Raw genomic sequence first — 22,853 nt, forward strand, 5'->3', positions numbered from 1 at the left:
AGGCCCTTCAGCTGAGCCGAGGTCAGCGCACCGAACTGGGTCGCATCCAGCTCAGACAGGCTGGTCTCGCTCACCGCCCCGATCTGGGTAGCGGTCAGACCGGCCAGAGCCGTGCTGCTCAGCGCCGTGAACTGCGTGGAGTCCATCGCCTGCAACTGGGTCGCCGTCAGGCCCTTGACCTGCGTCGCGGTCAGGGCCCCCAGCACCGTGGTGGTCAGCTGGGCGATGGCTTCGGTGCTCAGCGCACCGAGCTGACTGGAGGTCAGCCCCTTCAGCTGCTCCGTCGTCAGGGCGTCGAGCTGGGTCGTATCCAGACTGCCGAACTGCGTCGCCGTCAGGGCACCGATCTGAGTGGCCGTCAGTTCACCGATATCGGTGGTGGTCAGAGCCTGCAGCTGGCTTTCCGTCAGCGCCTTGATCTGCGCGGTGCTCAGCGCGGCGACCTGGTCGCTGGTCAGAGCGGACAGATTCTCGGTGGTGAGATTCTGGATCTGAGTGGCGGTCAGGCCCTTGAGCTGCGTTGCCGAGAACTCGGCCATGTCAGTCGCCGTCAGATTGGCGATCTGCTCGGTGGTCAGACCCGCGATCTGCTGCGAGCTCAGCGCGGCAACCTGCGTGCTGTTCAGAGCAGACAGATTCTCGGTGCTCAGTTTGCTCAGCTGCGTCGCCGACAGGCCCTTCAGCTGGGTCGTGGTGAACTCAGCCATGTCGGTGGTGGTCAGAGCACCGAGCTGGGTTTCCGTCAGGCCCTTCAGCTGAGCTGCACTGAGCGCACCGAACTGGGTCGCATCCAGCTCAGACAGGCTGGTCTCGCTCACCGCCGCGATCTGGCTGGAGGTCAGACCGGTCAGCGCCGTGCTGGTCAGCGCCGCGAACTGCGTGCTGTCCAGATTCTGAATCTGCTCGGTCGTCAGGCCCTTCACCTGGCTAGAAGCCAGTGCAGCCAGCACCGTAGTCGAGAAGGAGCTCAGCGCTGTCGCCGACAGACCGGAGATCTGGCTCGAGGTCAGCCCCTTGACCTGGTCGGGCGTCAGCGCATCCAGCTGGGTGCTGTCAAAGTTGCCAAGCTGGGTTGCCGTGAAGGCGCCGATCTGCGTCGCCGTCAGCTCACCGATGTCGGTGGAGGTCAGCGCACCAATCTGCGTCTCGGTCAGCGCCTTGATCTGCGTCGCCGTCAGCGCAGAAACCTGTGTGCTGTTCAGAGCGGACAGATTCTCGGTGGTGAGATTCTGGATCTGCGTCGCGGTCAGGCCTTTGAGCTGAGTCGAAGTGAACTCAGCCATGTCAGTCTCGGTCAGATTGGCGATCTGCTCGGTGGTCAGACCGGCGATCTGCTGCGAGCTCAGCGCGGCAACCTGCGTGCTGTTCAGAGCAGACAGATTCTCGGTGCTCAGCTTGCTCAGCTGCGTCGCCGACAGGCCCTTCAGCTGGGTCGCCGTGAACTCAGCCATGTCGGTGGTGGTCAGAGCGCCAAGCTGGGTTTCCGTCAGGCCCTTCAGCTGAGCCGAGGTCAGCGCACCGAACTGGGTCGCATCCAGCTCAGACAGGCTGGTCTCGCTCACCGCAGCGAGCTGGGTGGCGGTCAGGCCGGTCAGCGCCGTGCTGGTCAGAGCCGTGAACTGCGTGGACTCCATCGCCTGGATCTGAGCCGTGGACAGCCCCTTCACCTGGGCAGCCGTGAGGGCGCCGAGCTGCGTGGTGTTCAGGGCGGATATGCCTTCCGTGCCAATCGCATTAAGCTGGCTGGAGGTCAGCCCCTTGATCTGGGTAGCCGACAGAGCCGCAAGCTGTGTCGTTTCGAAGCTGCGGATCTGAGTAGTGGTAAGAGCGGTGAGCTGTGTCGCAGAGAACTCGCCGATATCCGCCGTCGTCAGCGCATCGATCTGCGTCTCGGTCAACGCCTTGATCTGCGTCGCCGCGAGCGCGCTGATCTGCGAGCCTGACAGCTGCGAAATATGTTCCGAACCAAGGGCGCTGATCTGAGTAGCAGCCAAGCCCTTTAACTGGGTCGTCGTCCACTCTTCCATGTCGGCCGTGGTCAGGCCCTGGAGCTGCTCGGTGGTGAGGCCCTTGATCTGTGCCGCATTCAGCGCCTTGAACTGAGTGGCATTCAGATCGGAGAGGTTGGTTGCACTGACCTGCTGAAGCTGAGCGGCGCTCAAAACTGCGAGCTGCGACGCATCGAAGATCAGGAAGTCAGTATCAAGCGCAGCAATCTGCGAGGTGGTGAGCGCCTTGACCTGCGTGGTCAGCAGCGCGTCGACCTGCGTGGTAACGAGCAACTCGATATTCGTCGTGGTCAGAGCCGCGATCTGCGTCGACTTCAACGACTGAATTTCGGTGGACGTCAGCCCCTGCACTGCGGTGGCAGACAGGTTGGCAATTTGCGTAACAGTCAAATAGGAAATCGGAGAAACCATGACCTACCCCCTCAGTGCCGGTCAGATGAATTCGTAGCGGTGATGCCGCGCAGATGCGCGACCGCACGCCCAGAGAGAGCGGCGCCATCCCCTAGGGAATCAGACCGACAGAGTCCTGCCTCAATGATGTGGGAACGAGTGGATTTGCAGCGTAATGCTGCGTCGATTTGTAGGCCCATGGCCGTCGCTCACCTTCTGTAGCGGGTTTCGCAAAACACACTTCTGTACGTTTTGCAAAATACTTTCTGTCACACGACAACGTACACGAGGGGCGCGAGTGGGGCAAGATTGTTCTGAACTTTTACGTTCACACGAAATTTCGCCTAAACTCGCGTCCCGAGCATCACAGCAAGATCACAGAAAAAACTCCACCTTTTCCAAGGCTTATATGGTTAACGCGAACGATCTCGAAATGGCGCGCGCCACTTCATAACGCCAGAGTAGTATTCACAAGGTCGCCTTAAAGTAGGCAATCGTCTCCTTGAGTCCGTCTTCCAAAGAGACCTTAGGCTCCCATCCCAGGATCTCTTTGGCCTTCGAAATATTCGGCTGGCGCTGCTTCGGGTCGTCGGAGGGCAGCGGCCGGAAAATCAGTTTGGACGACGATTTCGTCAGGCGAAGAACCATCTCCGCCAGCTGGATCATCGTGAATTCCGCGGGATTGCCCAGGTTGATCGGGCCGGTGACGCTCGGGTCCGTGTTCATCAGGCGGACGAAGGCCTCGATCATGTCGTCGACATAGCAGAAGGAGCGCGTCTGCGTGCCTTCGCCATAGATCGTGATGTCATCACCGCGCAGCGCCTGCACGATGAAGTTGGACACCACGCGCCCATCATTGGGATGCATGCGCGGGCCGTAGGTATTGAAGATACGACCGACCTTGATCTGCAGCCGGTGCTGGCGGTGATAATCGAAGAACAGCGTCTCGGCACAGCGCTTGCCTTCGTCATAGCAGGCGCGCAGGCCGATCGGATTGACGCGGCCCCAGTATTCCTCGGACTGCGGGTGGACTTCCGGATCGCCATAGACCTCGGACGTCGAGGCCTGGAAGATGGTGGCGCGCACGCGCTTGGCCAGGCCAAGCATGTTGATGGCGCCATGCACGCTGGTTTTCGTCGTCTGCACCGGATCGAACTGGTAGTGCACGGGCGATGCCGGACAGGCGAGATTGTAGATCTGATCGACCTCCACATAGAGCGGGAAGGTCACGTCATGGCGCATGATCTCAAATCGCGGATGGCCCAGCAGCTTTTCCACGTTGGTGCGCCGGCCGGTAAAGTAGTTGTCGACACAGAGGACGTCGCAGCCGTCCTTCACCAGGCGCTCACAGAGATGCGAGCCAAGAAAACCAGCCCCGCCGGTTACAAGAGCCCGGTTCGACTGTCGCATTTTACTACCCCTCCAAAAAACGGCGCGCCTGTACGGGACGCTTGCCCCCACCCACCGGCCTAACTGCCCGGCCCTTTGCCGGGTTACATTATGGATAAGCGGATAAATCGATAAAAATTAATGAATAGGCCGCAATTTCCTTCCCGCGGCAGCCCCCCGGCCCCGAAACAAAACAGCCGACCAATGACTAAGTCATTGATCGGCTGGAGAAATTTGGGGCGAGGAACGGGACTTGAACCCGCGACCCCCAGAGCCACAATCTGGTGCTCTAACCAACTGAGCTACCCCCGCCATGGGTGGGGGCTTCTTAAACCGGCCGCCCTGCTGCGGTCAAGCATCCTTCAAAACGCCCCACAATCGCTCAGCAGGGTAAATACTAGTTCTCCGTGCAGAAAACTTTCGCCGTTTTTTCAGCACCTTGTCCGGAGTTTTCCACTCAGCTAAACACATTTGCATGTCATCCTTCTGGCTCGTCATGGGGGCTCTTCTCATCGGCGTTCCCGGCGCCGCCTTCATTGTGCTGCAACTGATAGCGCAGCATAAACGCCAGGTGCTGGCCTATGAGTGGAGTTCCCAGGAGGTGGTCCGCCGCGGCCAGCGACTGGACGAACTGGAAAAGCTCGCCAAGAACGCCCAGCAAAAAATCGCCGAGTTGACGAAGCAGAAACTCGAACTGGAAACCCAAGTCGCCAAGCTTGAGAAGCTTGCTGGCCAGGCAATTGCCCAGGAAGCCAATAAGAAGACCTTCTCCATCGGCCTCTATAACCAGGAAGTCCGGCGAGCGCATATGATGGGCGAAAAGCACCGCCAGTTGGACGACAAGTGGGGCGAGATCAATTACCTGGAACTGCAGGCAACGAACGAAGACGAAGTCCGCCGCATCATCATGCGCAAGTTTCCTCCTGAGCGCGGCTTCGTGATCGAATCCGTCCAGGAAGTGAAGAAGTTCGATACTAACCAGCGAAAGAAGCCAGCCTAGCCGGCTTCAGCCGGATCGCCTGCACCCGGATTTCCATCGCAACTTCCGGATCTATCTCGCCGCGCGGCGCCACTGGCCAATACCATTCTTTATCGGCCGCCGGCAGTCGAACATCCATTAGAGCGCTTTCCTGCATCACAGTCTCGCCTGCCCTGCTCCGCCAGATGCGCACCGCATCGGCAATCAAGCCGACCGGACAATCGAATTTCGTCAGCGCCGCAAGATGCGCCTCGATGATGCTTCGGCCGAAAGCCTCTGCAGCATGCCGGGTGACGCCATGGGTTTTGGCATACTCTACCGGCAGCAACGGCAATTGCGACAACAGATTCAGCGAAACGATGCCGTCGGGTGGAACGACATCGAGATCCTGCAATACGTCGGGCGATGGAATCGGCAAGGGCGTGCCCGGACGCCATTCGATCAGCGGCTCGACAAGGCCGGTGATGTCGGCCTGCCGCATCTCGACATTGTCGAAACGCTGAACCTGTCGGCGCGCAGGTCGGAGCCAGGCAATGTCGAAGACCAGAATGCGGCGAAACTGTTGCGATAATTCCTTGAGCGGCACATCGGCAAGCGTGCCAGCCCCCAAGACCCAGAACGTGTCGCGCCGCCGGCAACCGGCTGTGAGCTGAAGGACGAAATCCCGGCTATTGGCTTCATGCTGCTGCCACGACTTGGCGCAGCGCCGATGGCGCGACCACAGGCTGACCGCGGCCTTGGCATAGCCAAGCCGGCGCGCGGCTGGCGACGCGCTGACGCCGGCCCATATGAACAATTCCGACAGCACTGGCTTGCGAGGCTATTCCGCGGCTGACCGAGAGGACTGAGGCGGAATGATACCGAACCGTTCGCGGATTTGCTCGGGCGTGTAATAGCCGCGCTCAAGATCGCGGGCGATCAGCGCGGGATCGCGTTTCTTCGGATCGCCGAAGCCGCCGCCACCTGGCGTGGAAACGCGCACGCGGTCGCCTGCCTTGATCTGAATATCCTGATCCTTGGAGAGATGCGGTGGAATATATACTTTCGCGCCATCTGCGCTCTGAATCTCGATGGCGACCTTGTTGGTGCCGCCATCCTGGCCGCCCAGCACGCCGCGCGGTCCGGTGCGGCCGTGATCCATCACCATGGAAGCCCGCGCTTCGCCGCGGCGCAGTCGGATCGTGTAGTTGACGCCGAAGCCGCCGCGATACTGCCCTGCTCCGCCCGAGCCTTCATGCAGCGAGTATTCCTCGAACAGCACGGGATAATACTGCTCCATCACCTCGATTGGCGTAGTCTTCGAAATGCCGATAGTGGAACAGCCATTGGTCAAGCCGTCGCCGCCATACCAGCCGCCATATCCGCCGCCGGAGATGACATACATGACATAGGAACGATCCCGCTTCGGATCGTAGCCGCCCAGCGCAAAATTGCCTGAGGTGCCCGCTGGAGCTGCGAACAAGCGGTCCGGGATCGCCTGCACCAGAGCATTGAACACGGCTTCGGCGATGCGCTGGCTGACCTCCGCGGCGCAGCCCGATACCGGCCTTGGGTATTTCGCGTAAAGAAAAGTGCCATGCGGGTCCTTGATCTTCAGCGGCTCAAAGGTACCAGCATTGATCGGCACATCGGGAAAGATGTGCTTCACCGCGAGATAGATCGAGGAATAGGTCGTCGCGATCACGCTGTTCATCGGACCGCGGCAAGGCGGACTGGAGCCCGTCATGTCGAAGAATAGTTCTTCGCCACGCTTGTCGACCTTCATCTTGATCACCAATGGCTCGTCCACCACGCCGTCGGAATCGACAATCGCCGATCCTTCATAGGTGCCGTCCGGGATCGTGCGGATACGGGCACGCATCTGCTGCGAAGCGCGCTGCTTCAACTCCTCAATCGCCTGCTTCACCACATCGGCGCCGTAGCGGTCCAGCAAAGCGGTCAGCCGCTTCTCACCGATGGTCAAGGCCGCTGCCTGCGCCTTGATATCGCCGATACGCTGATCGGCGATGCGGATATTGCTGAGAATGATGGAGAGGATTTCCTCATCCAGCACGCCTTCCTTGTAGAGCTTGACCGGCGGCAGCCGCAGGCCCTCCTGCTCCACTTCTGTGGCATTGGCCGAGAAGCCGCCCGGCACCATGCCGCCGATATCCGGCCAATGGCCGGTATTGGCCAGCCAGGCGAACAGCTTTCCCTGATAGAAGAAGGGCTTGACGAAGCGGACATCCATCAGATGGGTGCCGCCGAGATAAGGATCGTTGACGATGTAGACGTCGCCGGGCTTGGGCGCCAGCAGCGGCGTATTGCGCGCGCGCTCGATAACGGCCTGGGTGGAGAACTGCATGGTGCCGACGAAAACCGGTAAACCAAGCTCGCCCTGCGCAATCAGTTCGCCGGTCTCGCCATGATAGATACCGTCCGAGCGGTCGAGCGCTTCGGAGATCACCGGCGAGAAGGCAGCCCGGCAGAAGGCCAAATCCATCTCATTGCAGACCTGCTGCAAACCATTCTGGATGACGACCAGGGTAACAGGATCGATCACTTTTGCCATCGCGCCTACTCCTCGTTCACTGAAACGATGAGGTTGCCCAGACCGTCAATGGCAACCCGATTGCCCGGCTCGATAACCACGGTGGTGTCGAGCTGTTCCAGGATGGCCGGTCCGCTGAAGCTGGTGCCGCGCGGCAGGCGCTCACGGTCATAAACGGGCGTGTCCTGCCAGCCGCCGACATCATACCATACCTTGCGCGACTTCTTCATCGCACCGGCGACGTCCTTGGCCGGTTCCGCCGCCAGCAAGCGTTCGAGCGACAAATCGGGACGGCGGCCAATTACCGCCGTATGGAGATTGACCAGCACGGCACGGATTTCCGGCAGCTCCACCTCGAAGCGCTGCCAATACGCTGCCTCGAAAGCCTTCTGCAGGGCGTCGCGGGTGATGGCCTTGTCTTCGATGGCCACCGTCAGCAGATGGCTTTGCCCCTGGAACTGCATATCGGCGGTGTGCAGCACCTGGATGTCGTCCACGGTGACACCGTCGCGTTCCAAGGTCGCCTTGCCTTCGGCGATCTGCTCGTCCAGCACTTGCTGCACCAGTCCATCCGGCAGGCTGCTTAGCGGCTTGTTGACGGTCTTGACGTAGTCATGCCGCAGATCGGCAACAACGCATCCAAGCGCGTTGGTAATGCCGGGCCGAGCCGGGATTAGCAATTTAGGAATGCCCAGCTCGCGCGCCAGCGCCGCCGCATGCAAAGGCCCTGCGCCGCCGAAGGCGAATAGCGCGAAATCGCGGGGATCATGGCCACGGCTCAAACTGACCATGCGAATAGCGCCGGCCATCTTGTCATTGGCAATACGCAAGATTGCGGCGGCAGCGTCATCGACACCTAAACCGAGCGGCTTGCCGACCTCCTCGGCAATGGCGCGCTTCACATCATCGAGCGAGACCTTGCTATCGACCGACAGCAGGCCGTCGGGATCGAGACGGCCCAGGACGAGATTGGCATCGGTGATCGTCGGACGCGTGCCACCACGGCCGTAGCAGATCGGACCGGGTCGCGCGCCGGCACTTTCCGGGCCGACCTGGAGCATGCCGGCCTCGTTGATGAAGGCGATCGATCCGCCGCCCGCGCCAATTGTATGCACATCCACCATCGGCACATGGATGGGCATCGCATATTCGAGTTCTAGTTCGGACGAGACCTGCGGCACGCCATCCTGAATCAGGCCGATATCCGACGAAGTGCCGCCCATGTCATAAGTGATCACGTTGGGCAATCCGGCGGCGCGCGCCGTATAGGCCGCGGCCATCACGCCGGATGCCGGGCCGGACATCACGGTGTTCACCGCAGCTTCCGCCACGATGCCCGCCGCAATCGTGCCGCCGTTGCCCTGCATGACCAGAAGGTCGCGGCCGAACCCCTTGGCTTTCAACTCGCCATTCAGACGCTCGATATAGCGGTGCAGTACCGGCTGAACCGAGGCATTCACGCAGGCCGTGGTGCCGCGCTCATACTCGCGGTATTCCGAAAGCAGCTCGTGACCCGCGGTGATATAGCCGTTCGGCCAGATCTCGGCGGCAATCTCCAAGGCACGCTTCTCATGGGCCGGATTGATGTAGGAATGCAGGAAGTGGATCACCAGCGCTTCGCAGCCCGCCGCGCGAAGCTGCTCGACGGCCTGGCGGACAGCCGCTTCGTCCAGCGGGATGACCACCTCGCCATCGGCATCCATGCGCTCGGGCACTTCCAGGCGCCATTGCCGCGGCACCAGAGGCTCGAAATGCCCGGTCAGGCCATAGGGCTGCGGCCGCGTGCGGCGGCCGAGTTCCAGACTGTCGCGGAACCCCTTGGTGGTGATGAGACCGACGCGCGCCACCTTGCGCTCCAGCAGCGCATTCGTCGTCGTGGTCGTGCCGTGGACGATGGTATCGGTCTGCGGCAGGGCGATGCCGCCCTTTTCCAGCGCGGCCAGAACGCCGAAAGCCTGGTTGTCCAGCGTGGTCGGCACCTTGGCGAGCGCAACCTTGCCCTGTTCCGGCTCGATGCCGATCAGGTCGGTAAAGGTGCCGCCAACATCGATTCCAACGATCCAGCCCATACTCGCCTCACACCGACAGATACTGTTCACGCACCGCCGCATCAGCGGAGAGTTCGGCCATCGTGCCCTGATAACGGATCCGCCCCTTCTCGATGATGTAGGCGCGGTCAGCCACCATCTGCGAGAAGTGCAGATTCTGCTCGGACAGCAGCACAGTCAGCCCTTCGGCCTTGAGCTGCAGGATCGTCTTGGCCATCTGCTCGACAATGACCGGCGCCAGGCCTTCGGATGGCTCGTCGAGCAGGATGAGACGCGGATTGCCCATCAGGGTCCGAGCGATAGTCAGCATCTGCTGCTCGCCACCCGACATGCGGCCGCCGGGGCGATCCTTCATGCGGCCCAGATTGGGGAACAGTTCGAACAGGCGATCCGGCGTCCAGGTTGGTGCGCCATCGCGCGGCGACTGCCGACCGACCTCCAGATTCTCCATTACGCTGAGTTCGGTGAAGATACGGCGCTCTTCCGGAACATAGCCGAGCCCGAGCCGCGCAATGCGATACGGCGCCAGATTGTCGATCCGCTCGCCTTCGAATTCTATGGTGCCCCTTGCGGCAGCTACCAGGCCGATCACAGACTTCATCGTGGTGGACTTTCCGGCGCCGTTGCGGCCCAGCAGCACCACGACCTCGCCACGTCGCGCCTCAAGCGACAGATCCGAAAGGATATGCGCCCGTCCGTAATAAGTATTGAGCCCTGTAATCTTCAGCATTGCAGCGGTCGTCATCAATGCGCCTCCGCAAAGACGGCGCCGGAGCCGAGATAGACGGCCTGAACCTGTTCGTTTTGCCGCACCTCTTCCGGGCTGCCCTCAGCAATCAGGCGACCGCGGTCAAGCACGATGATGCGGTCGGCCTGGGCGAACACCACATCCATATCGTGTTCGGTGAACAGCACGGCGATATTGTCCTGCCGGGCAAGCCGCGCCGTCAGGTCCATCAGTCCGATACGTTCGCTCGGCGCCATGCCCGCGGTCGGCTCGTCCATCAGCAGCAGCTTCGGGTTATTGGCCAGCGCAATGGCCAGTTCGACTCGCTTGAGATCGCCATAGGCCAGGATGCCGCAGGCGCGTTCGCTCTGATCGACCATACCCACCCGCTCCAGCAGCGCCATCGCCTCGTCGCGGTAGAGCCGGTTGGCGGGCCGCCACAGCGACATCAGACGATTGTGGTAGGACAGCAGTGCCATCTGGACATTTTCCCGCACCGTCATGGAGTTGAAGGTGGCGGTGATCTGGAACGTGCGGCCGACACCCAGCCGCCAGATCTGGCGCGGCGCCAGACCGACAAGCGGCGTACCCAGCAAGGTAACCTCGCCTGCATCGGGACGAAGCTGGCCGTTCAGCATGTTGAAGCAGGTGCTCTTGCCTGCCCCATTCGGCCCGATCAGCGCCAGCAACTCGCCAGCGGCGACAGAAAAGTGGACATCCTGCACCGCCTTCACGCCGCCGAAGGATTTGTGCAGGCCTTTGACAGTCAGCACCGTCATGCCGCGACCTCCTTCAGCAATCCTTTTCTGGTCATCATCTGCTTGACGAAGCCCGCTATGCCCTGCGGGAAGGCCAATACGATGACCAGAATGGTGATGCCAAGAATGGCGCGCCAATATTCGGTGTTGCGTGCGATCTCATCCTGCAGCCAGGTGAAGACCGCAGCGCCGGCGACCGGGCCGGTCAAGGTCTGCACGCCGCCGAGCAGAACCATCACCAGGCCGTCGACGGAGCGCGAAACCGCCAGCGTCTCCGGCGAGATGCTGCCCTTGGAGAAGGCAAACAGGGCGCCAGACAGACCGGCCAATGCACCGGCTATTGCAAAGCCGAACCACTGGAAGCGCCGGACATCGATGCCGATGGCATCGGCGCGCAGCGGGGAATCTCGGCCTGCGCGCAGCACGTAGCCGAAGGGCGCATGAACAACGCGCCAGATGAAGGCCATCCCGCCCACGCAGAAAGCCAGGATGACGAAATAAAGAACCGTGCGGTCTTTGAGCCAGTCGCTGGGCCACAGGCCAATCAGGCCGTTCGAGCCGCCGGTAAATTCATCCCACTGGAACACAACGGACCAGGCGATCTGCGCGAAGGCCAGCGTCAGCATGGCAAGATAAACGCCGCTCAGGCGGACGCAGAACCAGCCGAAGATCAAAGCCCCTAATCCGGCGGCTAGAGGCCCGGCGAAAATGGCCAGCTCCATCGGCAGCTTCAGCTTGAGGAAGACCAATGCCGCGCCATAGCAGCCAAGGCCGAAATAGGCTGCATGGCCGAAGGAAACCATGCCGGCAGGCCCCATGAGGAAATGCAAGGTTCCGGCAAAGAGCGTGAAGATCGCGATATCGACCAGCAGGACCAGCAGATAGTCATCGCCGCCTAAAGGCGCCACGGCGAGCAAAATCACCAGCCCGAGCACGACGCTCCAGAAGGTCTTGCCCAAGGGATGCAGCGGCGGCTCGACCATAGTGGAGCCCCGTTGCGCAGCTTGCGGCTTGCCGAGAAGGCCCCAGGGCCGGACCACCAGCACGATGGCCATGATGACGAACTCCACCACCAGGGTGAACTTCGTGAATGACAGAGTGGTGCCGAACACCACGACATCGCCGATGCCGATGCAAAAAGCCTTCGCCTGCGCGATCAGTAAGGCGGCCAGGAAAGCGCCGCCGATCGAGCCCATGCCGCCCACCACGACGACAACGAAGGCATCGGAGATCACGGTCAAATCCAGCATCAGCTGCGCCGGCTCGCGCGGCACCTGCAAGGCGCCTCCGAGGCCAGCCAGAAAGGCTCCCAGGAAGAAAACGGAGGTGAACAGGAAAGTCTGGTTGACACCAAGCGCGCCGACCATTTCGCGATCCTGCGTGGCCGCGCGGACCAGCGTTCCCCATCGCGTGCGGCTCATCAGCAGCCAGAGCAGGCCAAGAACCACCGGTCCGATGACAATCAGCAAGAGATCGTACTCAGGCAAGCGGCGCCCGAACACCTGAACGGCGCCGCGAAGGCCCGGCGCACGCGGGCCAAGCAGATCTTCCGCGCCCCAGATGTAGAGCGCGACGTCCTTAATCACCAGGACTAAAGCAAAAGTGGCGAGCAACTGGAACAGCTCCGGCGCACGGTAAATCCGCCGCAGGATGACCATCTCGATCACGACACCGATCAGTCCGACGATCAGGGCCGCGAGCAGAACGCCGCCCCAGAAACCGAGAATGGAGCTGCGTCCGAAAAACTCGATCAGGCTGTAGGCAATGTAGATGCCCAGCATGTAGAGCGAGCCATGAGCGAAATTCACGATCCGGCTGACGCCGAAGATGATGGACAGTCCCGCAGCGACGAGGAACAGCGACGAGGCACCCGCCAGGCCGTTGAGGAACTGGATCACGATGTTGGAGAGAGACAAGGCAACCCCGGAGAAGGTGGCTCTCTCCCGCTGTTCATCTGGCGGGAGAGAGCGATCGTTCGACGATTAGACGATGATCAATCGGCCGGCCGCATCTTGGCGATGTCAGCATCCGAAGGCAGGAACTTGGCACCATCGGCGTAGTACCAGTCCTTCATGGTGCCCCTGCCATTCTTCAGCGTGGTCTTGCCGACATAGGCGCCCATGGTCGACTGATGATCCTGCGGCCGGTAGGTGATCATGCCCATCGGCGTCATATGCTGCAGTCCCGACATGGCCGCCACCAGCTTCTCGGTATCGAGCGAACCGGCCTTCTTGATCGCCTCCGCCGCGCTCAGCACCGTCGAATAGCCCACGATGGAGCCGAGGCGCGGATAGTCGTTGAACTTCTTCATATAGGCTTCGCGGAACTTCTTATGTTCCGGCGTATCGATCTGGTCCCAGGGATAACCGGTGACATACCAGCCCTCAGGGGTCTCGTCCTTCAGCGGATCGAGATATTCCGGCTCACCGGCCAGCAGGTTGAAGACCTCCACCCCCTTGAACAGGTCACGGGTGTTGCCTTCACGAACGAATTTGGCGAGGTCCGGTCCGAACAGCGAGGAGAAAATCGCATCCGGCTTGGCCGCAGCAATCGCGTCCACCACCGCGCCGGCCTCGATCTTGCCGAGCGGCGGCGCCTGCTCGACCACGAATTCGATATCGGGCTGCTGCTCCTTCATCAGCTTCTTGAAGGCCGCCGTCGCCGCCTGGCCGTATTCATAGTTCGGGTAGACAATGGCCCAGCGCTTCTTCTTCAGCTTGACCGCATCAGGAACCAGCATCGCTGTCTGCATATAGGTCGAGGCGCGGAGGCGGAAGGTGTACTTGTTGCCCTGGTCCCAGACGATCTTGTCGGTCAGTGGCTCGGCCGCGATGAACAGGATCTTCTTCTCCTTGGCAAAGCTGGAGACCGCCAAGCCCACATGGGAGGGGAAAGTACCTATCAGGAAAGCGACCTTTTCGCGGGAGAGCAGCTCCTCGGCCACGCGCACGGCGTCGCCCGGATTGCCGTTGTCGTCGCGGCTGACGATTTCAAGCTTCTTGCCGAGCACACCGCCACTTGCGTTAATCTCCTCAACCGCCAGTTCCCAGCCCTTCTTGTAGGGTTCGAGGAAGGCGGCGAAGATCTTGTAGGAGTTCATCTCGCCGATCTTGATCGTATCCTGCGCCTGCGCGCCGGATGTCATGCACATCATCGCGGCGCCTACCGCCGCCCCCCACTTCAACACTGTCCTGCGGTCCATGATTTGTCTCCTCGTTGTATCTATGAATCCCAGAAACGCTAACACCCGACGCTGAAGTTACCTCAATCCGTCCTCACCCTTGATCTCGTGGACCTGAAGTCCGCCAACCCGGGCATGGACGCGGCCGCCCGTGCTCATGGCAAGGATGAAAGCAATCTCGTTGTCGCGCGGGCCATCGGGTGCGCAGAACTCGATGGCATCGAAATGGCTGCGCACATAGGCAGCGTTGATGTGGTGCAGAGGGATATCGATCCGTGCCCCCACACCCCCGACCTTGGTGGTGGACGGCACGATGGCTTTGGCGTTGCCCAGGATTTCCCGCATGCTGTAGCCGCCCGGCACATGCCATAGGGCGCCATGCTCCAGCTCGCCACCGGAGCCAACGATGGCGCCCTTGCCATAGGCTTCAATCGCCTTGGGATCGCCGCCCAGCGCGTCGACCAGCCGCCTGGTGAGATCGAGCCCAAGTGGCTTCAGCGCCTCCATCATCGGCGTGATATCGGCCTCATAGCGGCCGGCATAGGGGTTCTTCACCAGCGCGCCGATCACGCCACGGCGGGGCGGCTTTGCGGCGCGCGGTCCGCCATCATGGAAAATCTCTTCAGAGATCAGAACAATGCGCCGCACATCTACCAGACTCATCACCCCACTCCGCGAATATTGGCATCCCGGCTCAGCAACTTCTCACCCCCGACGGACGCATACTCACCTTGCAGCGAAAGAAAGGCGGCATGGATCAGTCCGCGGCGGCGCAAATCTTGTGCGATGCACATACCCGACGACAAGGCTTCCTTGACGGCAAAAATCGGCAGTGCACCAACATTCACTGTCACCGGCAGATCGCCGAGATCGGTGTCGTCGCGCAGGCTGTTCGCCGGCGCGCGCGTGATCGCCGGATGATCGACGGTTACCGCATTGGCCACCATCGTCGCAGCCGCATCTGCCATTGCTGCATTTTCGGCCAGGATGGTGACGGCATCGGCGATGCCGAGTGAGAAGGAACGTCCCCGCCAGCCCGATGTCGCCAAGCCGCGCGAAGGAGAACCCGAATTCAAAGTAGCTACAGCATCCAAATGTGGATGCTCCGGGTTGCAGACCACCGCCGTCCGCAGCGTTTCGCCAGCAGCAAGATGAAAGGCGATGTCGCCGCCATTATTGACATAGGCCTTGGCGATGTCGGCGCCCCCTGTCATTGCCGCAAGTATTTCGTCAGCGACGGCACCGGCCACGGCCGCCATCGGCGTGATATAGACATGACGGAGGGGCCAGCAGGCAGCTGCCATGCGGCGGGCGACGGGTCCGCGCAGCAGAGGATAGGCTGCGCCAAGCGGCCGGCGCAGATCCGCCAGTTCGCTCACTAGAACCTTCAGAATGTCCTGTAACCGTTTCCAGGCCGCGTCATAGGCCGAGGCCATGGCTTCCGGGGTGCCAAACGCTTCAATGATCAAGTCGATCGGACCATGCTGAAGATGAAGCCGGCGCTTCCTGCCCGGACCTCCCTCGAGCCATGCCGCCTGCGGTCCGTTCATAGCTGATCTTCCGCACCGGATTTCTTGATCGGCCAGGGGTTATCGGACCGCCAGCGTTGCCGCGTCAGCCGTTTTCCCTGCAGCACATCCTGCAATTGCACCACGTAATCCATATGGCCGCCCAAGGTGGCGTAGTCTTCCTGGCGCAGCGTGAATTCGATGGGCGCCACCAGCGCCGGGGTCGGCACATAGCCGAAGGAATTGTCCGGCATGCGGGTGACATCGACCATGTAGGTGATGCCGCCGCCCGGCCAGACATAAACTGGCGCGCCGCCGGCGGTGACGCGGGTCAAACGATCCTTCACTGAGAGCGTCAAACGCACGGGATTTTCGGTAACGCCCGCCCGCAGGCTGCCGCCCGCACCGGCCATGAACAGCACGGTGCAAAGCGATGGTTCGCAATTCTCGGCAATGCGATCTACCACCTTGCGAACGGACTGTGGCATCTCGGCAGGCTGCGGCTTGAGCTGATCATCCAGCACATACCAGCCGCTATGCTCGCCGGTGGTCGAGACCATCAGTAGCCGCAGACCTGGCCAGGCGATCTTCGGATCGATGCTTTCGATGATTTCCAGCGGATCGGAGATATTGGTTCCGCCCCATCCAAGTCCTGGCTCGGCGACCTGGAAGTAGCGGCCCGGTGTCGACTTGCGACCGCGCACACGGATGCCCGATAGCCGCATGTCGAGGAAACGGCCGGCCTGATGCTCGGTCAGCACCCCGGTGATATGGTCGTCGACGACAATCACCTCATCGCAATGGCCGAGCCATTGCTTGGCGAAAATGCCAATGGTTGCAGAGCCGCAGCCGACGCGCATGCGCTCTTCCGGCTTGCCATTCACCACCGGCGGCTTGCCCGCCTGGATCACCACCTCGGCGCCGTTATCGATTTGGACCGTGACAGCTTCCTTGTTGCACAGCTTCAGCAGGGCCTCACAGGTAACGTTGCCCTCTTTCTTGCTGCCGCCCGTGAGGTGATGCACGCCGCCCAGCGATAGCATCTGCGAGCCATACTCGGCCGTGGTGACGTGACCGATGGCCTCGCCATTCACCCGCACCGGAGACTGCTCGGGCCCCAGATGGCGGTCGGTGTCGATCTTCACCTTGACGCCACAATAGCTGAAGATGCCCTCCGTCACGACGGTGACCATGTCGATGCCGTCATGCTGCGAGGCGACGATGAAAGGGGCCGGCTTGTAATCGGGATAGGTGGTTCCGGCGCCCACACCGGTCACGAAGGTTGCGGCCGGCGGCGGAGCAGCGACGCTGCCATTCCATCCTTCGCTGCCTGACAGGAATGGCACGATGTCGGCGCCTTGCGCCGTCGCACGTTCGGTAATCACCAACGGATCGACACGCGTCAGAATGCCATCGACATTGGCATATCGGTCGCAGGCGCCAGCCTTGCCGGGCCGGATGCGGCACAAAACCGGGCAGGCATCGCAGCGGACGACGTCGTCCTTGCCATCGGGATGAGGAGCAACGGCCTCGTTCATTTCGCCTCCCTTCCCTATTCCGCTACCATGGGCAATTGCCGAAGCGCGGCATGAAGACGATGCGGCAGCACCGGCACTTCAGTGATCCGCACGCCTGTCGCATGGCGGATAGCGCCCAGGATCGCCGGCGCGGTGGGCACCAATCCCGGCTCGCCGACGCCTTTCGCGCCAAACGGCCCCAGCGGCTCGGCATCCTCAATCAGGATGCACTCGATCTCGGGCACATCGCCGACCGTCGGAATCAGGTAATCGTGCAGATTCTCGGTACGGCCGGGCAGATACTCCTCCATGAGCGCCAACCCCAGACCCTGCGCGATGCCGCCCTGGATCTGGCCTTCCACCTGGGTCGGATTGATGGCCTTGCCGACATCATGGGCCGCAATGATCTTTTTGACCTTCACCGTTCCCAGTTCAGTATCCACTTCGACCATCGCCATCTGCGCCGCGAACCCATAGGTGGCATAGGGAATGCCCTGGCCATCGGCATCCAGCATGGTGGTGGGCGGATCGAACCTGCCTTCACCCATCAGGATGTCGGCCTCGTCGTTCAGCCGCGGCAAATTGGCGAGATCGATCCGCCGCGTCGCACCGCCATCGCTGATCATCAGGATCGGTCCATCAAGGCATAACTTGGCATTATCACCTGCATTGGCGAGCCGAAGGATCTGCGCGCGCAGATCGCGTGCCGCCAGTTCGGTCGCCTTGCCGGAAACGAAGGTCTGGCGTGAGGCCGAGGTCTTGCCGGCATCGGTGGTGCGGTCGGTATCGCCCATGACGTAGTCGAATACCGACATCGGCAGCCCGAGCGCATCGGCCGCGATCTGCACGAAGATGGTGTTGGAGCCTTGCCCGATATCGACGGCGCCGTTGTACAGCATGATGCGGCCATTGGCGCGAAGGCTGACCCGCATATGAGAGGGATTCGACATCGAGGTATTGCCGATGCCGTACCACATGCAGCCGATGCCGATGCCTCGCCGCAGACCTTTGCGGCGCGCGTTGAACTTTTCGACCTCCGCATTCAAGGCGTTCCAATGCGGCACCAGCGCGTCGAGGCATTGCGGCAACCCGGCAGAATGCTCAAGCTTCTGGCCCGTCGCCGTCAGATCGCCGGCGCGCAGGGCGTTGATGCGGCGAAATTCCAGACGGTCGATCTTCAGCTTGAGAGCCAGATCGTCCATCAGGGTTTCATGGGCGATGGCGGCCTGAGGAACGCCAAAGCCGCGGAACGCGCCCGCCGGCGGTGCATTGGTGAACAGCGCGCGGCCCCAATTCTTCACATGGGGCACATGATACGGCCCAGTGGCATGCACCGGAACGCGGTTCGCCACCGTCGGCCCCCAGCTTGCATAAGCGCCGGTATCGAAATCGGCCCAGGTCTCGACGGCGAGCAATTTGCCCTTGGCGTCGCAGGCGAATTTTGCGCTGATGCGCGCCGGGTGCCGCTTGGTGCTGGCCGCCATGCTTTCAGGCCGCGTGTAGACGCAGGCGACCGGTTTGCCGAGCGTCCAGGCTGCCAGGGCAATGACCGGCTGCACGGAAAGATCCAGCTTGCCGCCAAAGCCGCCGCCGCAAGCGGTCGGCACGATGCGCACGCGATCCGGCGGCAGCTGCATGATGCCCGCAATCTCGTCGCGATCCATGTAGGGGGTCTGGGTAGTGGCATGAATCTCGATGCGGTCCCCGATCCGCACTGCCCAGCCGGCCTCCGGCTCGATATAAGCATGCTCGACGAAGCTGGTCTGGAACAGACCTTCGGCCACCGCCGCCGCCTCAGCGAAGCCGCGCCCAACATCGCCCTTCTTTACGCCGCCTTCGATCAGCAGATTGCCCGGGCGGTCCGCCTGCACGAGCTTGGCGTCTGGCGCCGCGGCTTCGATCACGCCCACCACAGGCGCTTCCGGCGTATAGATGATCGGCAGTTCCTCCAGCCCCACGGCCTCGACGGCTTCGCGCGGACCGACCAGTGCCACCACCGCTTCGCCCTTGTAGCGGACGATCCCATCGGCCAGAACCGGCTGATCCTTGATGTCCGGATAGATGCCGTATCCGTTGCGCGGCACGTCAGCGGAGGTGAGCACCCGATTAAGCCGATATTTCTGAATCAGCGGCGTGAAATCACCCAGCATGAACGTGGCGCGGGCGTGGGGAGAGCGGATGATGCGGGCCCAGAGCGCATCGGACGGAATGTAATCCGCGCCATAACGCTCCACTCCTTCCACCTTGGCCACACCATCAACCTTGCAGACGCGCTTCCCAACCGCTGCGCCTGCATCCGGCATCTCAGGCAACGCCGGCGTCCGTGCGGCATCGAGGATTGCATCGACGATCTTACGGTAGCCCGTGCAGCGGCACAGAACGCCGCCGATGGCATCCATCACTTCCTGCTCGCTCGGCTTGGCTTTCTCAGCGAGCAGATCAGTCGCTGCCATCAGCATGCCGGGCGTGCAGATACCACATTGCGCAGCGCCATGCTTGATGAAGGCGCGCTGCAGACGCGACAGCGAGCCATGCGCCTTCAGCCCTTCGACAGTGGCGATGGGCTTACCTGCCGCCTGCCCCACAGGAGTCAGACAGGAACAGACCTGCTTGCCTTCCAGCATGACCGTGCAAGCGCCGCAATCGCCGGCATTACAGCCAACTTTGGTTCCCGTCAGACCGAGATCATCGCGCAGGACGTCGCTTAAACGCTTCAGCGGCGAGCCGTGATAGCTATGCGGTTTGCCGTTGACAATAAGCCGCATAACGCCCTACCCCCTGTTTCTTTTTACTAGTGCTGTCAGAGCGCGGCGCACCAGTATCACCGCCGCCTCTCGCCGATAATTGGCATCAGCCCGGACATCGTCGATCGGGCTGAGGCTGTCGAAATGCTCAGCCTTTACCCGGTTTGCCAATGCGGCATTCAAACGTCGCCCCGTCAATTCCGTTTCAAGATAAGGCAGGCGCTGGGCGACCTCGGAGCAGGCTCCCACCGCGACACTCGCATTCGCAACGATCCCGCCGTCGACCTCAAGCACGATGCCTACCATGGCAATCGAGATCACCAGATACTGCCGCGCGCCAAGCTTCAGGAAGGTGCTGCACACTTCCTCGGCTTTTGGCCTCGGTACCAGGATGGCAGAGACCAATTCACCTGGCTTGAGCGCCGTGCGGCGGTTACCGGTGATGAATTCGCTTAGAGGAAGTTCACGGGCATAAGCCGCGCCGCGCAGCTCCACCTTCGCCCGCATCGCCAGCAAAGGCGGCACGCTGTCGGCAGCAGGTGACGCGTTGCAAAGATTGCCGGCCACCGTTCCGGCATTCTGGATCTGGCGACCTCCAATTTCGCGCGCGGCCTGTTTCAGGCCATCGAATAGCGGCGGCAAATCGGCTGCCGCTATTTCGCTCCATGTGGTGGTAGCGCCGATGCGCCATCCATCCGGAGTTTGGCGGATGCCGCGCAGATCAGGGATCGCCGTGATGTCGATAATGTCGTCGGACAGCGCCTTGCCGACGCGGGCAGGATAATAGTCCGTGCCGCCGGCAAGGATGATCGGATGCTGGCCTGTCGCGGCGCTCAGGCTGGCGAGCGCCTCGTCGAGGCTACTGGGACGCAAATACGACGCCATCGGACTTGGCCTCCCCGTCGGCATCTTCTATTTCGCGCTCCGCGTCATGCGGAAGACATCGTTTGTACGCAAATGATGCTGCGACGCTGCTCAAAAAGAGTCAACGTCAAAATATAGGCATGCCCTGCGCAGGAATGCGGCAGCGCAACATCGCTCTGGGATGAGGGAAAAGGCAGTTAGGACAGGCGTTTCAGCAAGGAGAGGAATTGCTGCTGCTCATCGGGACTGAGCGGATCGAGCGTGGCCTTGCTGACTTTCGGGCCATTGGCAATCAGCCGCATGACCAGTTCCCGGCCAGCCGGCGTGAGGCTTAAGCAGCGGCGGCGCTTGTCATTCTTGTCCGGCCGATGGGAAATCAGCTTGCGCGCCGTAAGACGGCGGATCACGCCCTGAATCGTCGCCGGGTCCATGGCTGTTAGGCGGCCGAGATGGTTTTGCGACAGTTCGCCCAGTTCGTAGAGTTTGACCAGCGCCGCATACTGTGTGGTCGTGACCTGAGCATCGCCAATCATGGCGAGAAACAATGCCGTGTGGCGTTGATGCGCGCGCCGGATCAGGTGTCCGACCTGATCCTCCAGGACGTAGCCTTCGGGGAGCGCTGAGGGCGCGGCCTTGATGTCGGGCTTCATATTCATCGCGATGAGCGGGCCCCGCAAGTTGCCAACTATAACGCGTAGTTCGAAACGTACATTAGCGCGTTACGCCCAGTTGGGCCAAGCCATTCAATGGCGACCGGCCGACACGGATCGCCAGCAGAACACCGTCTACAAAACCGGGGTCTTTGCTTCCTTGCCGCGGGTGATGAGCGACAGGCCGCTCCGGTCGACTTCCAATATCGTGCAGGAGCAATAATCCGGATTCATGATGACCAGCCGGTCGTCGTTGAGCGCCGCGCCCAAGGCCGCGTTGATGACCATGAAATGGGTGAAGATGACGGCGTCGTAGCGGGACGACCGCAGCATGCCGACCAAGCCTTCCCGCCAGGCCCGGATCAGCGGTGGCTGAGCCGAGAAGCGCTGGGTGGCAATCTGCTGCAGCCACGGTCCACGCGCCCTGATGCCTTTTTCGGCAATCTCTGGCGGCGTCGGGATTTCGCTGAAGGCGGCGCTGACTTCAGGCATGATCCCCCAGCGGTTCGCCAGCGGCAAAGCGCTTTCCCGTGCTCGTTCTAGTGGCGAGGTCAGAATCTGCATGGGCCCGAGCGATTCGAGCTGCAGCGCCAAATCGACCGCCGCTTCCTTGCCTTCTTCGGACAGGCCCGGATCGGGATCCTCGTCAAACCGCGCTGCCGCTTGCGCATGGCGGACCAGATACAAACGTGCCATTCCTCGCCCTTCCTCCCCTGCGAGGCACTACAACAAGTTAACGCGCATATTCTCGCGCGCCACGAATGCCCCGGACCAGAGCTGCCTCGCCTCGGCCTCCAGGGTTTCCATGAATGCATCCTCATGATCCGGGTCATGATGGAATATCGCAAGGGCCTTCGCATTGGCGGCACGGCAAAGCCGCACACCCTCCTGCCAGGTCGAATGGCCCCAGCCGACATGTTCTTCGAATTCCTTGTCGGTGTAGGTGCTGTCGTAGATGACAAGATCGGCACCCTCGATCAGCCCGAGGATATTCTGGTCAGGCTTGCCCGGTATGTGTTCGGTATCCGTCACGTAGCACAGCGATTTGCCGCCATATTCGAACCGGTACCCCGTGGCCCCGTCCGGGTGATTCAGCGGCGTCGTGCGCACCTGGATTTGCGACCCAAGCTTGAAACTGTCGCCCGCGCGAAAATCGACGCTTTCGATCCGCGCCCCCATTTTATCCAGCGGCACGGGGAAGAACGGCTGGGCCATTTGCGACGCCAGAACGTTGCCGATCCCACCCCGGTCGCTCAGATGTCCCGCATGGATGGTGAAATGGTGATCCTTCTTGAAGGCGGGCGAGAAGAACGGAAAGCCGTTGATGTGATCCCAATGCGTATGCGTGAGAAAAAGGTCGCCCTGGGTGACCTGCCGCCGCAGCAGCCAATGGCCGAGATTGCGAATGCCCGTCCCCGCGTCGAGGATGACAACCCGCCCGCCGACCTTCAACTCGATGCAGGAGGTGTTGCCTCCGAAGCCGATATGCCGCGGGGACGGCGTTGCAATGCTGCCGCGAACTCCCCAGAACTTCACCTTGAAGCTCACGGCTTGTGCGT

The 22,853-nt window shown here is 61.6% G+C and carries 17 protein-coding genes, 1 tRNA gene and 1 pseudogene; 1 reads left to right on the forward strand and 18 read right to left on the reverse strand.

Translation table 11 applies throughout. The features are described from left to right. From Q0603_RS13810 to Q0603_RS13820, 3 genes and pseudogenes are all read right to left on the reverse strand, one after another. Nucleotides 1–2,420: pseudogene (locus tag Q0603_RS13810) on the reverse strand (heme utilization protein); the annotation flags it as partial. A gap of 447 nt (nt 2,421–2,867) precedes the next feature. Then, complete coding sequence (locus Q0603_RS13815; RefSeq protein WP_298726631.1) at nt 2,868–3,809, reverse strand: UDP-glucuronic acid decarboxylase family protein; 942 nt, start codon at nt 3,807–3,809, stop codon at nt 2,868–2,870. Between the two features lie 214 nt (nt 3,810–4,023). Beyond that, nucleotides 4,024–4,100 (reverse strand) — tRNA-His (locus Q0603_RS13820). 163 nt (nt 4,101–4,263) lie between these two features. On the opposite strand from Q0603_RS13820, the gene Q0603_RS13825 reads away from it, so the two are divergent. Next, on the forward strand, nt 4,264–4,788 hold the full coding sequence (locus Q0603_RS13825) for a hypothetical protein (RefSeq protein ID WP_298726633.1): 525 nt from the start codon (nt 4,264–4,266) through the stop codon (nt 4,786–4,788). On the opposite strand, the gene Q0603_RS13830 is transcribed toward Q0603_RS13825, so the two are convergent. The 15 genes from Q0603_RS13830 to Q0603_RS13900 all read right to left on the reverse strand — a co-directional run bounded on the left by Q0603_RS13830 (nt 4,763) and on the right by Q0603_RS13900 (nt 22,842). Continuing rightward, nucleotides 4,763–5,575: a hypothetical protein gene (locus Q0603_RS13830; RefSeq protein WP_298726634.1), complete on the reverse strand. Its 813-nt coding sequence runs from the start codon at nt 5,573–5,575 to the stop codon at nt 4,763–4,765. The two genes, Q0603_RS13825 and Q0603_RS13830, sit on opposite strands and share 26 nt — an antisense overlap. A gap of 12 nt (nt 5,576–5,587) precedes the next feature. Beyond that, nucleotides 5,588–7,318, reverse strand: a complete 1,731-nt coding sequence (locus Q0603_RS13835) for a hydantoinase B/oxoprolinase family protein (RefSeq protein WP_298726637.1) — start codon at nt 7,316–7,318, stop codon at nt 5,588–5,590. A 5-nt stretch (nt 7,319–7,323) separates the two neighbouring features. Further along, nucleotides 7,324–9,366 carry a hydantoinase/oxoprolinase family protein gene (locus Q0603_RS13840; RefSeq protein WP_298726639.1) on the reverse strand — a complete coding sequence of 681 codons (2,043 nt, stop codon included), beginning with the start codon at nt 9,364–9,366 and terminating at the stop codon, nt 7,324–7,326. A 7-nt stretch (nt 9,367–9,373) separates the two neighbouring features. Next, complete coding sequence (locus tag Q0603_RS13845; RefSeq protein ID WP_366132755.1) at nt 9,374–10,075, reverse strand: ABC transporter ATP-binding protein; 702 nt, start codon at nt 10,073–10,075, stop codon at nt 9,374–9,376. Between the two features lie 14 nt (nt 10,076–10,089). Continuing rightward, the gene (locus Q0603_RS13850; RefSeq protein ID WP_298726643.1) at nt 10,090–10,851 is read right to left on the reverse strand and encodes an ABC transporter ATP-binding protein; all 762 of its coding nucleotides are present in this window, start codon (nt 10,849–10,851) and stop codon (nt 10,090–10,092) included. Further along, nucleotides 10,848–12,746: an ABC transporter permease gene (locus Q0603_RS13855; RefSeq protein ID WP_298726645.1), complete on the reverse strand. Its 1,899-nt coding sequence runs from the start codon at nt 12,744–12,746 to the stop codon at nt 10,848–10,850. The genes Q0603_RS13850 and Q0603_RS13855 overlap by 4 nt, the downstream gene beginning before the upstream one ends. A 77-nt stretch (nt 12,747–12,823) precedes the next feature. Further along, complete coding sequence (locus Q0603_RS13860) at nt 12,824–14,032, reverse strand: ABC transporter substrate-binding protein (protein WP_298726647.1); 1,209 nt, start codon at nt 14,030–14,032, stop codon at nt 12,824–12,826. A 57-nt stretch (nt 14,033–14,089) separates the two neighbouring features. Further along, nucleotides 14,090–14,674, reverse strand: a complete 585-nt coding sequence (locus Q0603_RS13865; protein WP_298726649.1) for an amino acid synthesis family protein — start codon at nt 14,672–14,674, stop codon at nt 14,090–14,092. Next, nucleotides 14,674–15,561, reverse strand: coding sequence for a UPF0280 family protein (locus tag Q0603_RS13870; protein ID WP_298726654.1), 888 nt, complete (start codon nt 15,559–15,561; stop codon nt 14,674–14,676). Before Q0603_RS13870 ends, Q0603_RS13865 begins: the two co-directional genes overlap by 1 nt. After that, nucleotides 15,558–17,057 (reverse strand): 6-hydroxynicotinate reductase, encoded by a 1,500-nt coding sequence (locus Q0603_RS13875; protein WP_298726657.1) that lies wholly within the window; start codon nt 17,055–17,057, stop codon nt 15,558–15,560. The genes Q0603_RS13870 and Q0603_RS13875 overlap by 4 nt, the downstream gene beginning before the upstream one ends. A gap of 14 nt (nt 17,058–17,071) precedes the next feature. Next, complete coding sequence (locus Q0603_RS13880) at nt 17,072–19,801, reverse strand: molybdopterin cofactor-binding domain-containing protein (protein WP_298726658.1); 2,730 nt, start codon at nt 19,799–19,801, stop codon at nt 17,072–17,074. A gap of 6 nt (nt 19,802–19,807) precedes the next feature. Then, nucleotides 19,808–20,665: a xanthine dehydrogenase family protein subunit M gene (locus Q0603_RS13885; RefSeq protein WP_298726660.1), complete on the reverse strand. Its 858-nt coding sequence runs from the start codon at nt 20,663–20,665 to the stop codon at nt 19,808–19,810. A 176-nt stretch (nt 20,666–20,841) separates the two neighbouring features. Next, a complete protein-coding gene (locus Q0603_RS13890) occupies nt 20,842–21,294 on the reverse strand; it encodes a MarR family winged helix-turn-helix transcriptional regulator (protein WP_298726662.1) in 453 nt (150 codons plus the stop codon). Nucleotides 21,295–21,429: 135 nt separating this feature from the next. Next, nucleotides 21,430–21,990 carry a histidine phosphatase family protein gene (locus tag Q0603_RS13895; RefSeq protein WP_298726664.1) on the reverse strand — a complete coding sequence of 187 codons (561 nt, stop codon included), beginning with the start codon at nt 21,988–21,990 and terminating at the stop codon, nt 21,430–21,432. A gap of 27 nt (nt 21,991–22,017) precedes the next feature. Continuing rightward, a complete protein-coding gene (locus Q0603_RS13900) occupies nt 22,018–22,842 on the reverse strand; it encodes an MBL fold metallo-hydrolase (protein WP_298726666.1) in 825 nt (274 codons plus the stop codon). Nucleotides 22,843–22,853 lie beyond the last annotated feature (11 nt).

Origin of the sequence: uncultured Ferrovibrio sp., assembly GCF_937960835.1 — a bacterium.
In the GTDB taxonomy this organism is placed as follows: Bacteria; Pseudomonadota; Alphaproteobacteria; order Ferrovibrionales; family Ferrovibrionaceae; genus Ferrovibrio.